This window comes from Vibrio sp. 2092, from assembly GCF_033339635.1.
Classification (GTDB): Bacteria; Pseudomonadota; Gammaproteobacteria; order Enterobacterales; family Vibrionaceae; genus Vibrio; species Vibrio alginolyticus.
Genome location: NZ_JAWOUY010000014.1, coordinates 101218 through 113165 on the forward strand (window position 1 = coordinate 101218; position 11948 = coordinate 113165).

10 protein-coding genes are annotated in these 11948 nt (G+C 43.9%); 8 read left to right on the forward strand and 2 right to left on the reverse strand.

The genetic code is table 11. The features are described 5' to 3' along the window. Positions 1-281 precede the first annotated feature (281 nt). Together dnaK and dnaJ are read left to right on the forward strand one after the other, a co-directional pair. Entirely contained in the window at positions 282-2195 is a 1914-nt protein-coding gene (gene dnaK, locus R7P80_RS20815) for a molecular chaperone DnaK (protein ID WP_005381623.1), read from the forward strand. Between the two features lie 204 nt (positions 2196-2399). Then, positions 2400-3548, forward strand: coding sequence for a molecular chaperone DnaJ (dnaJ, locus tag R7P80_RS20820; RefSeq protein ID WP_005381620.1), 1149 nt, complete (start codon positions 2400-2402; stop codon positions 3546-3548). 69 nt (positions 3549-3617) lie between these two features. On the opposite strand, the gene R7P80_RS20825 is transcribed toward dnaJ, so the two are convergent. Further along, a complete protein-coding gene (locus R7P80_RS20825) occupies positions 3618-4049 on the reverse strand; it encodes a type IV pilin protein (protein WP_104978840.1) in 432 nt (143 codons plus the stop codon). 103 nt (positions 4050-4152) lie between these two features. On the opposite strand from R7P80_RS20825, the gene R7P80_RS20830 reads away from it, so the two are divergent. The 6 genes from R7P80_RS20830 (at position 4153) to tadA (ending at position 9520) form a co-directional block, all read left to right on the forward strand. After that, the gene (locus tag R7P80_RS20830) at positions 4153-4662 is read left to right on the forward strand and encodes a GspH/FimT family pseudopilin (RefSeq protein WP_005381616.1); all 510 of its coding nucleotides are present in this window, start codon (positions 4153-4155) and stop codon (positions 4660-4662) included. Further along, entirely contained in the window at positions 4643-5260 is a 618-nt protein-coding gene (locus tag R7P80_RS20835; protein WP_053350258.1) for a PilW family protein, read from the forward strand. The genes R7P80_RS20830 and R7P80_RS20835 overlap by 20 nt, the downstream gene beginning before the upstream one ends. Further along, complete coding sequence (locus R7P80_RS20840) at positions 5257-6510, forward strand: hypothetical protein (protein WP_225491895.1); 1254 nt, start codon at positions 5257-5259, stop codon at positions 6508-6510. Before R7P80_RS20835 ends, R7P80_RS20840 begins: the two co-directional genes overlap by 4 nt. Then, on the forward strand, positions 6500-6910 hold the full coding sequence (locus R7P80_RS20845; RefSeq protein WP_053350260.1) for a prepilin-type N-terminal cleavage/methylation domain-containing protein: 411 nt from the start codon (positions 6500-6502) through the stop codon (positions 6908-6910). Before R7P80_RS20840 ends, R7P80_RS20845 begins: the two co-directional genes overlap by 11 nt. 288 nt (positions 6911-7198) lie before the next feature. After that, positions 7199-8758, forward strand: coding sequence for an AbgT family transporter (locus R7P80_RS20850; protein ID WP_005383758.1), 1560 nt, complete (start codon positions 7199-7201; stop codon positions 8756-8758). A gap of 213 nt (positions 8759-8971) precedes the next feature. Continuing rightward, the gene (gene tadA, locus R7P80_RS20855) at positions 8972-9520 is read left to right on the forward strand and encodes a tRNA adenosine(34) deaminase TadA (RefSeq protein WP_031780849.1); all 549 of its coding nucleotides are present in this window, start codon (positions 8972-8974) and stop codon (positions 9518-9520) included. A 588-nt stretch (positions 9521-10108) separates the two neighbouring features. On the opposite strand, the gene mltF is transcribed toward tadA, so the two are convergent. Then, positions 10109-11686, reverse strand: a complete 1578-nt coding sequence (mltF, locus tag R7P80_RS20860) for a membrane-bound lytic murein transglycosylase MltF (RefSeq protein ID WP_031779069.1) — start codon at positions 11684-11686, stop codon at positions 10109-10111. Between the last annotated feature and the right edge of the window lie 262 nt (positions 11687-11948).

Consider the following 11948-nt stretch of genomic DNA (forward strand, 5'->3'; position numbering starts at 1 on the left):
GAAGAGTCGGACATAAATAAATTTATCTGGGAAATGACGTTTTGTTGCGCTACAGCAGTGTGACGAGTTCCCAACTAATCAGAAAGAAACACATAAATTTCGAAAAAAGACGCTTTTTTTTAATTCTGCCCTTGAAAAGCATTTTGCCGCCCTTATCTATGTGGCATAGAGAAGCAAACATTGATTATTTTTGTTTGTGAGCAAGGGTTGAAACCCGATTCTCCTCCCCCCACATTGGGGTTATAACCAAACGAAAATAGAATTTATTCGGAGATAGCCAGATGGGTAAAATCATTGGTATTGACTTAGGTACTACTAACTCATGTGTTGCTGTATTAGACGGCGACAAACCACGTGTAATTGAAAACGCAGAGGGCGAACGTACTACTGCATCGGTTATTGCTTACACTGACGGTGAGACGCTAGTAGGTCAACCAGCGAAACGTCAAGCAGTAACTAACCCAGAAAACACGCTATTTGCAATTAAGCGTCTAATCGGTCGTCGTTTTGAAGACGAAGAAGTTCAGCGTGACATCGAAATCATGCCTTACAAAATCGTTAAGGCTGACAACGGTGATGCTTGGGTAGAAGCGAAAGGCCAAAAAATGGCAGCTCCTCAGGTTTCTGCTGAAGTTCTTAAGAAAATGAAGAAAACTGCTGAAGACTTCCTTGGTGAGGAAGTAACTGGCGCAGTTATCACAGTACCTGCTTACTTTAACGATGCTCAGCGTCAAGCGACAAAAGATGCTGGCCGTATCGCAGGTCTAGAAGTTAAACGTATCATCAACGAACCAACAGCAGCTGCGCTAGCTTACGGTCTTGATAAGAAAGGCGGCGATCGCACTATCGCGGTATACGACCTTGGTGGTGGTACATTCGATATTTCAATCATCGAAATCGATGAAGTTGAAGGCGAGAAAACATTCGAAGTTCTAGCAACTAACGGTGATACTCACCTAGGTGGTGAAGACTTTGATAACCGTCTAATCAACTACTTGGTTGATGAGTTCAACAAAGAGCAAGGCATCAACCTTAAAAACGACCCACTAGCAATGCAGCGTGTTAAAGAAGCAGCAGAGAAAGCGAAAATCGAGCTTTCTTCTACTTCTCAAACAGACGTAAACCTACCTTACGTTACTGCAGATGCAACTGGTCCTAAGCACATGAACATTAAAGTGACTCGTGCAAAACTAGAATCTCTAGTTGAAGACCTAGTACAACGCTCTCTTGAGCCATTAAAAGTAGCTCTAGCTGACGCTGACCTATCAGTAAACGACATCACTGACGTAATCCTAGTTGGTGGTCAGACTCGTATGCCAATGGTTCAAGCGAAAGTTGCTGAGTTCTTTGGTAAAGAAGCGCGCCGTGACGTAAACCCTGACGAAGCAGTAGCAATGGGTGCTGCAGTTCAAGGTGGTGTACTTGCTGGTGACGTTAAAGACGTACTACTACTAGACGTAACTCCACTGTCTCTAGGTATCGAGACAATGGGTGGCGTGATGACTAAGTTAGTTGAGAAGAACACAACTATCCCAACTAAAGCGAACCAAGTTTTCTCTACAGCGGAAGACAACCAGAGCGCGGTAACTATCCACGTTCTACAAGGTGAGCGTAAGCAAGCGATGTACAACAAGTCTCTAGGCCAATTTAACCTAGAAGGCATCCAGCCTGCACCACGTGGTATGCCACAAATCGAGGTTACTTTTGACCTTGATGCGGATGGTATCCTACACGTGTCTGCGAAAGACAAGCAGACTGGTAAAGAGCAGAAGATCACTATCCAAGCTTCTGGCGGTCTAAGCGATGAAGACATCGAGAAAATGGTTCAAGAAGCAGAAGCTAACAAAGAAGCGGACAAGAAGTTCGAAGAGCTAGCGACTGCACGTAACCAAGCTGACCAAATGATTCACGGTACTCGTAAGCAAGTAGAAGAAGCTGGTGAAGCGCTACCTGCAGAAGAGAAAGAGAAGATTGAAGCAGCAATTTCTGAGCTAGAAACAGCACGTAAAGGCGAAGACAAAGAAGCTATCGATGCTAAAGTTCAAGCACTAATGACTGCTTCTCAAAAGCTGATGGAAATCGCTCAACAACAAGCTCAAGCGCAGCAAGCACAAGGTGCTGACGCAGGTGCACAGTCTAAAGAAGACGACGTTGTAGATGCTGAGTTCGAAGAAGTTAAAGACGACAAGAAATAATATTTCTTAACCAGATGGTTGCATAGCCATCTGGGGTCGATAAGACTTCGTGTGCGGGCGTTTGGGGCAACTCTTACGCCCGTCTGTTTGTAAACGCTGTCTTTCTAGTTAAGTATGTTGCAGACAAGTGCACTTACCTAGAACGATACAAACACCAAGCGGTGAATCGATGCCGTTTGTAGTAATTAACTGGTGACGAAGAACATGTCAAAACGTGATTTTTACGAAGTATTAGGCGTAAGCCGTGATGCCTCAGAGCGCGATATCAAAAAGGCGTATAAGCGTCTAGCGATGAAATTCCACCCAGACCGAAACCAGGGTGATGATTCTGCGGCGGACAAGTTTAAAGAAGTAAAAGAAGCGTACGAAGTTCTGACCGACCCTCAAAAGAAAGCGGCGTACGACCAATACGGTCATGCTGCTTTTGAACAAGGCGGCGGTGGTTTCGGTGGCGGCGGCTTTGGCGGCGGCGGTGCTGATTTCGGCGACATCTTTGGCGATGTATTCGGTGACATCTTTGGTGGTGGTCGTCGTGGCGGTGGTGGCCACCGTGCCCAGCGAGGTGCTGACCTACGTTACAACATGGAATTGACGCTAGAAGAAGCGGTTCGTGGTGTAACGAAAGAGATCGAAGTACCGACACTAGTACACTGTGATACCTGTGATGGTAGTGGCGCGAAGAAAGGTTCATCTGCTGAAACATGTGGTACCTGTCATGGTCATGGTCAAGTACAGATGCGCCAGGGCTTCTTCGCAGTGCAACAAACCTGTCCTACCTGTCACGGCAAAGGTAAAATCATTAAAGACCCTTGTAATGAGTGTCATGGTCAAGGTCGTAAGCAGAAAACAAAAACACTTAACGTTAAGATCCCAGCAGGTGTTGATACTGGCGACCGTATTCGTCTATCTGGCGAAGGTGAAGCGGGAGAAATGGGAGCACCAGCGGGTGACTTGTATGTACAAGTGCACGTGAAAGAGCACCATATCTTCGAGCGTGATGGCAACAACCTATACTGTGAAGTGCCAGTAAGCTTTGCGATGGCAGCTCTAGGTGGTGAAGTTGAAGTACCAACCCTAGATGGTCGCGTAAGCCTAAAAGTGCCTTCAGAAACGCAAACAGGTCGTATGTTCCGTATGCGTGGTAAAGGTGTGAAAGGCGTTCGCGGTGGCGGTGTTGGTGATCTTATTGTTAAGTTGGTTGTTGAAACACCAGTAAACCTAAGCTCACGCCAAAAAGAACTGCTCAAAGAGTTTGAAGAGTCTTGTGGTGGTGAAGCGGCGACAAAGCACAAGCCTAAATCAGAAGGCTTTTTCAACGGTGTGAAAAAGTTCTTTGATGATTTAACCAGCTAAGACGTTAGTGAAAAGCACAAATACAAAGGCCTGCTAAAATGCAGGCCTTTTTGCATCTCGGTGTTCTTCCTAATTCCAGCAATCACTTGGTTCTTCGACATTTGTTGACGTTAAAGTAATCGTTTTAGAACCAGTCAAGCACTCGTCGTCGTCTTGTCCCAGAGCCGATTTTGCTGTTGCTGTAATGGTATAGGCCGTACTTGCAGAGCTCGCAATATCGAAAGAAAATCTATTTGTGTCTGAGTCACATAGAGTGCATGTGCCTCCAGAGAGAATATGACTCCAGTCGTACCCACCATCATAAGATGTCTCTAGCTCTAGCTGAATTCGACTAAGATCGCTCAAGGCAACCGTCCTATGAGACTTGATTACATGATTAGTGTAAGAAGGGTAGGCGATCGCAGCAATGATCCCGACAATCACTACAGCTACCAGTAATTCGATCAATGTCATCCCTCTCAATCCTTTTTTGTAGCCGTTACAACGAGAAATTCGAATCATCACGAGTAGTTTCCTTTTCACTTTTCCGCCTATTTTTGGCAGGTGATAGCATCTGTGCAAGATGAATTACGGCCCTTTTGCCGTTTACATAGGAATTTGGGAAATGCCTCGCGGGTTTACGTTGTTGGAGCTTCTTATTACTGTTGCTGTACTGAGTATTATATTGGCGTTTGCAGCTCCAAGCTTTAGCCGTGTTTCACAAACTGTGCAAATGCAGCGATTAGCAACTGAATTAGCTGGCTTTCTAAGCCAAAGTAAGTCCGAGGCGGTAATGAGAAATCAAAAGTTATATATACATTTCTCTATGGCTAAAAACGTCGTTGTCAGTCAAGGTGCATGGTCTCTACAGTTAACTAACTCGTCTAGCGGCTCTGGGGGCGTAATTTTAAGCCTTTCCGGCTCCGCCTACTCTGAATTATCTTTGAAGCACAGCTACGATAATCAAAAAATAAGCTTCGACGAGGTCCGTGGACGACCCCAAGGAGGAAATATAGAGTTTTTCCCAACCAATGCTCAAAACATAAAACTACAAGCAAAGCTCTCCAACCCTCCCGGAAGGATTAAAATTTGTAGTAACTCTGGAGCTAAGTTATATGATTACCGTCAGTGCTAACAAACGTTATCAAATAGGTAGCTCTTTAATCGAATTGATGATTAGTTCTTTAATTGGATTAATTGTCCTTAGTGTAGTGGGCTCTATATTCTTGAGTTTACAAAAAACAGCAAAGGAAAAAAGCTTAGAGCTAAATTTATTGCAAGGTCTGAATATCACTTTATCTGTTATGAAAGAAGATATTCAAAGGGCAGGTTATGATGGTGGGAACGGTAGTTCACTCAAATTATCCGGAGCTACAGGAACCATAATGCTGAGCGGCGCCTCTTCTGTAGGGGTTGTGTATTTTAAAGAGGACTCAGCTGCCAATGAAGACTATCGAAATATTAAGTATGAGAAGAGAGATACTCGGTTTTTTATATGTGAAAAAGGCGTTGTGTCTCAAACACAAATATTATCTTTTGATGGTATAGATTTTTGTCGTTCTCTATTTGATGATGATATTTTCCAAGTTACCCAATTCACCGTTAGTTCAGAAACAGTGACTAATGGAGGAAATGTAAGTTCGGTCACGAGCGTTAAGTTAGGTTTGAAAACGATTGATGGAGTCTTTAGTGAAGTTGCGGAGTTTTCTATCAAACAAAGGAATTGGCAATGACATCTAAATATGGCTATTCCGGTTATACCACTTTGCTTGTGACTTCTATACTTTTATTACTTGCTTTAATTGCATCATTAGCATCATCCAAAGGTGTATTTTTTCAAATAAAAGTTGCGCAAAACGAAATAAAATCTCGACAAGCACATTGGTTAGCGGAAGGAGGTGTTGAATGTGCATGGGCGCAATTTAGAGTTAATAATATTGTACCTGCCGTAATAACAGATTGTGGCTCAGGGCTTTGGACGATTCCGAATTTTACGAGTACTTCCAATGGGTATTTGGTTACTTCTAATGTTGGATTTACAAGCATTAGTAAGGAGATTATTTTGGGAGGTAACTTGAGTTATGGTGCAATGCAGTCTAGTGCCGACATTTATTTTCATTCTAGTGCAACGTTCTCTACTCCAGACCCAGGGGAATTGAGCAGCGATGGGTGGGAGTGTATTGCGTTAAGGTATAAAAAGCGCTTTTACTCCTCTTCAGTTGATAATAAAGGCGTAATTCATGGAGAGTCTCCCTATGCCGATTTTAACAACCCTACAAATAAAGATTGTGCAAACACGACGGCAAACCGTCATCTCTCATCTAGTGTTGGCGGGGTTGGTGCTGGTGATGATTTTACTCAAGATACAGATTTAAAGCCATTTGAATCCTTCTTTGGAGTAAAGGCAGAAGAGCATAACGATGTCCGAGATAATGGTGTATTTCATGTTATGACGGGCTCAGTGGCTGATGGTATACCTAATTGTGGTGCTGCTTTAACAGCAGAAATTCAGTCAGGGAAGCATCATTTATGGGTGGAAGGGAGCTGTGAAATCAAGCAATCGGAATACAATGATTTAGTGAATGCTACATCATCGACCAATGGCGTAACAGTGCTCATTCATGGTGGTCTTTTCTCCGTGATGGGACCACCGAGCTCCGGCGCTACATCAAATAAGTTTAAAGGGGTCTTGTTTCATTTCAATCATGATTATACCCCGACAACAGCGGATTGGGTTGGGTTCGAAGCCAATGCTCACCTAAATCATGTGCCAAGTGTTGTAGAAGACTCATACAGGACAATAGCTTCTTATTATCAGCATGGTTCTTTTACGGTATCTGGTGGTCAATATTTTGATAGTGAAGATCAGGCAGCGGTTTTCTTCGATTCTTTGGACTTTAGATACAATAAAGATGTGATAGACAATTCAAGGAATGCGCATGCAATTCCTAGATGGAAAAAAGGCTCCTGGAATGATCTCTAAACAAAAAGGTTTTAACCTTCTTGAAGTTCTAATTTCTTTTCTACTTATCGGTGTTGGGGCTCTAGGTTTAACGAAGCTAAACGTATATCTAGAACGCGAATCCGAATATGCCATAAAAAGTATTGAAGCACTTCGTCTAGCAGAAAACCAGCTTGAATGGTTCCGAACGCGTGGTGCTTCGGATGCGCTTTCTACGATTTCTACTGCCAGTTTTGCCTCTATCGTGACAGGATCTTCCGCCACTGGAGCGTACACGGTGGAGTGGGATGTGCCACCTGCTACTGTATCAGGTTCACTAAAGACGATCATCATCACAACAAGTTGGGAAGATAGAATGGGGCAGACGCAATCCGTTCAGCTGAAAACTATGATTTCACAGTACAGTGAATTCGAAAACTAAGTTCAATTGCATACATGGGCTGAGACAAATGCGGGTGTAATTCCTGTTTGATACCGGATTTGTCACGGTTAATAAATGGTTTTTGAACTGTTAATCGAGTTGATGTGCTACTGTTTTTATTATGTTTAATTGAAGTGGTGTTTTTGCAAAATATGTCTCCAATTATGAAAAAAAATCTAGAACCTTGTGCTTTCTCCATTAGTGTTTACTAGAATACTCGTTGGATAGTAGGTCGTTATAATTATTCAAATAGGCCTTGGCACCAACATCATTCACTATGGAGTTACCATGAGTAACCAAGCTGTAAATAAGGCACCATCATCGAAGCCGAGCGGGATGGAGCGCTTTTTAAACTTTATCGAGAGGACAGGTAACAAAATTCCTGATCCTGCGATTTTGTTCTTCTGGGCATTGATCATTACTTGGGCGGCGTCAGCACTTTTGTCGAATGTATCATTCGATCTTCCAAACCCTCGAACGGGCGAAGCTCTTACTATCACCAACTTACTTACGGGCGAAGCGCTAGCAAGTTTCCTTGCTAATATGGTGACGACGTTTACTGGCTTTGCGCCACTGGGTATCGTACTTGTCGCAATGCTAGGTGTGGGTGTTGCAGATTCTTCGGGTTTTATTACGACGGGTCTTAAGAAGATGCTGAACTTCACGCCAGCTAAGCTTCTTACTCCAATGCTTATTTTGGTTGCCATTGTATCGCATACTGCGGCAGATGCAGGCTATGTTCTGGTTATTCCTCTTGGCGGTATTATCTTCCATGCGGCAGGTCGTCACCCTCTAGCAGGTATTGCGGCAGCATTTGCAGGTGTATCTGGTGGCTTCTCTGCAAACTTTATCCCTTCAGGTATAGATCCACTACTAGCAGGCTTTACGCAAACTGCGGCGCAGGTTCTTGATCCTGAATACGTGGTTAACCCATTAGCGAACATCTTCTTTACTGGCCTATCTTCCATCATTATTGTAGCGATTGGTTGGTACGTGACAGAAAAAATCATTGAGCCTCGTTTGTCAAAAATGCCAATTGATGACGATGCGGAAACTGCGCCAAACCTAGGTTCATTTACTGAACTGGAATCAAAAGCATTCCGTTATGCAGGTTGGGCAATGATGGCGGGTATTGCTTTACTTGTTGCAGCGTTAATTCCAGAAACATCAGCACTACGCTCGCCTGAAGGTGAAATTACGGCCTTCTCAGCACCGATCATGAAGTCTATCGTTCCGCTGATCTTTATTCTGTTTATCATTCCTGGTTACGTTTACGGTAAAGTGTCTGGAACGTTCAAGACCAGCAACGACATTATCAAAGCGATGGCTGACACCATGTCAACCATGGGCGCATACATTGTAATGTCGTTCTTCTGTGCTCAGTTCTTATCTGCATTTGCTCAGTCAAACATCGGTACGATGCTAGCGTTGTATGGCGCAGAAGGCTTAAAAGCGATGAACCTACCAGGTGAAGTGACCATCATCGGTATGATCCTTCTAACCGCGTCTGTAAACCTACTTATTGGTTCGGCATCGGCAAAATGGGCTTTAATTGGTCCAATCTTAGTGCCAATGCTAATGGCGGTTGGTATCTCGCCTGAGCTGTCTCAAGCGGCTTACCGTGTGGGTGACTCTGTATCGAACATCATTTCGCCTCTAATGGTATTTTTCCCTCTTGTAGTGGTTTACTGTCAGCGTTATGTGAAGTCGGCTGGTATCGGTACGCTTGCGTCACTAATGATGCCATTCTCGATCGCAATGCTGATCGGTTGGTCTATCTTCCTAGTTGCTTATTGGATGGTAGGTATCCCGCTAGGCATTCAAGCTCCTTACACTTACACAATGTAAAAACGTGTAGGGTGTGAAAGCCACTAATTGGCAGCCGAAAAGCGCAGGTCTTCGATCTGCGCTTTTTTGTTCTCGCACAACAAACATCGATAGGTCTTGTAACTAGGTTTTTTGGGGTTGCAGACTTTGTCCCGTGATGTGTTGCTGTAGTGAAACCGAAGTTGGTGATAAAATTCCTGACTTCAATCGTTTTTTGTTTCTTTGGAGCCTCCTTTGTCTAACCATCCGTTTTCCCCTCAAGATGAATTGTTTATGCGCAGAGCGATGGAGCTTGCTGAGCAAGCAGAAGCTGAGGGGGAAGTACCTGTTGGCGCAGTGCTTGTCAAAGATGGTGAAATTATCGCTGAGGGGTGGAATCGCTCTATTGGTACTAATGACGCTACCGCACATGCTGAGATCCAAACGCTGCGTAAAGCAGGCCAAAAGCTAGAAAATTACCGCCTTCTGGATACGACGTTATATGTAACACTTGAGCCATGCCCAATGTGTGCCGGAGCCTTATTGCATAGCCGCGTTAAGCGGGTTGTTTTTGGAGCGCCAGATTTAAAAGCTGGAGCAGCAGGAACAGTGCTTAATTTGTTTGAAAGCCAAGCCGCTTACCATTACGCCTTAGTTGAAAAGGGGCTGCTAGAAGATGAGTGCCGTACTCAGCTACAAGCGTTTTTTAAGCGCCGCCGAAAGGAAATTAAAGCGAAGAAGCAAGCACAAAAAGCATTAGAAAATGGAGAGAGCGAACAAGGTAGTAGGAGTAGTGAGGGCTAGCAAACACCTACAACGTGGTAGATGTTTGCTTGGACGCACTAGTGATTGACTAAATGTACAAAAACACGATTACGTGAACTTACTTTCTTTTTCATACATGTCAGTTTACGTTTACGTCGGATAGCAGCTACTGTGTTATTTAAACGCTTTGACTGCACTCTACGTCTTCTCATATTCAAAACCTCCTGCAGACAAGACTTATACCAGTAAAGTGCGGCTCATCGATGCTTGGCAATAGGCTCGATAATCGCACTAAACATTGTATGGTTTAAACGTTCTTCATTTGACTTCTGCATTGCACAGAGCCAGCAAACAATTTCAATACGATGCTTAATAATAGGAGTGACGTTATTTCGGCAGAGTGTAGCCGAAAGCGCCGCTTCATCAAGTGAGCTAAACCATGTGGTTGTAAAGTAATCTGTTACAAAGCAATCAGTTTTACTAACGATGAAGAAAAGGCGACCAACCAAAGGAATGGTTGAGTGTGGTTGGTGTCACTCAGAATATTGGAGTCTAGATAAGTTTTCGTTAGGACTCAACAAAAATGACGAGCTTCATAGGCTCGTCATTTTTTAGTTTACCGCGGGTTTATTCTTCAATGCTTTCTTGTTCGGTGTCTTCTTCAACCGTGACGTCAGAAGCGCCAGAGACTTGTTCTACGACGGTCTCTACTGCGCCCGATATCAAAATGTCGGGGTTGAGCGGCGGAATCACTTGCAAGTCATCGCTATTCTCATCAATCGCTGGCTGTTGGCTGACATGACCAATGATGGATTGGTAGTAACGTCGAATATTTTCTACGTAATTACGCGCTTCATCGCCTCTGGCGTACCCATAGCGAGTTTGGCTGTAATAGCGCTTCTGACGCAGTAAAGGCAGCCTATCTTTTACATCGGCCCAAGCGTTCGGATCGCCACCTTGTGCTTTGGTGAGTCGTCGTGCGTCCATCATGTGGCCGTAACCAATATTGTATGAAGCTAACGCAAACCATATTTTTTCATGCTCGTTAATGCTATCAGGCACGCGACTTACAATACGACGTAAGTACTCGACACCACCACGAACAGATTGCTCAGGGTCTAAACGGTTTGTTACCCCGACGCTTTTCGCTGTTGGCAGAGTCAGCATCATCATCCCCCTAACACCCGTTGGCGATTTTGCTGTTGGTTTCCAGTGTGACTCTTGATAAGCCAATGCTGCAATTAATCGCCAGTCGAACTCTTCGCTGTATTTTTGGAATAAAGGTGCCCATTTAGGCAATTTGTCATCCAGAGCTCGAATGAATGCGCGAGTATCAACGTAGTCAAATGCTTCAATATGACCAATGTACTTTTCTTCGAGAGTGGACAGTTCTCCTGATTGTTTGATGTTACCGAAAAACTCTATCAGCATCGCATACAAGCTTTCGTCTTCAGAACGTCGAGTAAACCAAGACACTGGTTGATCTTCTGTAAGTTCAAACGCGAGCGCAAGATCGGGGTAAAGGCGTTGAGCTAGGGAAAGTTCTACCGAATCAGTCACAGTAAAACGTAACTCACCCGTCGATACGTATTTGAGTAAGTCTCTCGTGTCAGCATCACCAACAATTTCAAACTGAAGTTCTGGATACTGCTTCTTTAACGCTGTTAGGGTCGGAACATATTGCGATTGTTCAACGATCTTTAATGTTTGAGCGCCTGCATTTGTATCTTCGTCGGACTCGTCGTCTTTCGAGGCTTGGTATTCAATGAGTTGTTCGATATCACGTGGTCGAAGTTGCCCTTTTTTATATACCACTTGTTGGCTTACATAATAATAGGCAGGGCCTGGTCTAAATCGTTTGACTGCTTGTGACGTTTGATTTAAACCCGTAGCGATGATATCGATATCTCCTTTCTTAAGAGCAGGAAAAAGCTCAGCCTGGCGAAAGGCTGGTTTAATCTCGAGTTTGACGCCGAGCTGCTCCGCAAACTGACGCGCCAATTCGTAATCCAACCCTGCGGGACCATCGGGACCTATGTAGTAGGAAAGCTGATTGTTTAGCGTGCCAACACGAAGCACACCACGTTCTTGAATTTTTTCAAATTCACTTTTGGGCTCCGACTCAATCTGGCAAGCTGAGAGCAAAAGAACAGAAACTAAAATTAGAGCACTGCGCTTGAGCCGGTTGAAGTGACTTATTTGCATTAATAGGTACATCTTGGAAAATTTCTATTTGCCTTTATATCAAAGCGAGCTCATGGGGCAAAGTGAATCACACACTTATAACGTGACATTGTGTGTTTTATCGACATTTTAGTTGTAATTCAAATTTGACAAAAAAAATGACGCAAACGGTTGCTTTTGGTGTTACATCACAAAAACAATTACTATATAATGCGCTCGCAATGACGAGGTGGAATCGGCATAGGTTCGACAGGGCTTATTTTAAGTGTCTGAATTTATTCCA

What these genes read in the sequence shown, in the direction of transcription:
- R7P80_RS20830 (WP_005381616.1), top strand. Translation starts at nt 4,153, where the DNA reads ATGCCTCGCGGGTTTACGTTGTTGGAGCTTCTTATTACTGTTGCTGTA.
- R7P80_RS20835 (WP_053350258.1), top strand. Translation starts at nt 4,643, where the DNA reads ATGATTACCGTCAGTGCTAACAAACGTTATCAAATAGGTAGCTCTTTA.
- R7P80_RS20840 (WP_225491895.1), top strand. Translation starts at nt 5,257, where the DNA reads ATGACATCTAAATATGGCTATTCCGGTTATACCACTTTGCTTGTGACT.
- R7P80_RS20845 (WP_053350260.1), top strand. Translation starts at nt 6,500, where the DNA reads ATGATCTCTAAACAAAAAGGTTTTAACCTTCTTGAAGTTCTAATTTCT.
- dnaK (WP_005381623.1), top strand. Translation starts at nt 282, where the DNA reads ATGGGTAAAATCATTGGTATTGACTTAGGTACTACTAACTCATGTGTT.
- mltF (WP_031779069.1), bottom strand. Translation starts at nt 11,686, where the DNA reads ATGCAAATAAGTCACTTCAACCGGCTCAAGCGCAGTGCTCTAATTTTA.
- R7P80_RS20825 (WP_104978840.1), bottom strand. Translation starts at nt 4,049, where the DNA reads ATGATTCGAATTTCTCGTTGTAACGGCTACAAAAAAGGATTGAGAGGG.
- R7P80_RS20850 (WP_005383758.1), top strand. Translation starts at nt 7,199, where the DNA reads ATGAGTAACCAAGCTGTAAATAAGGCACCATCATCGAAGCCGAGCGGG.
- dnaJ (WP_005381620.1), top strand. Translation starts at nt 2,400, where the DNA reads ATGTCAAAACGTGATTTTTACGAAGTATTAGGCGTAAGCCGTGATGCC.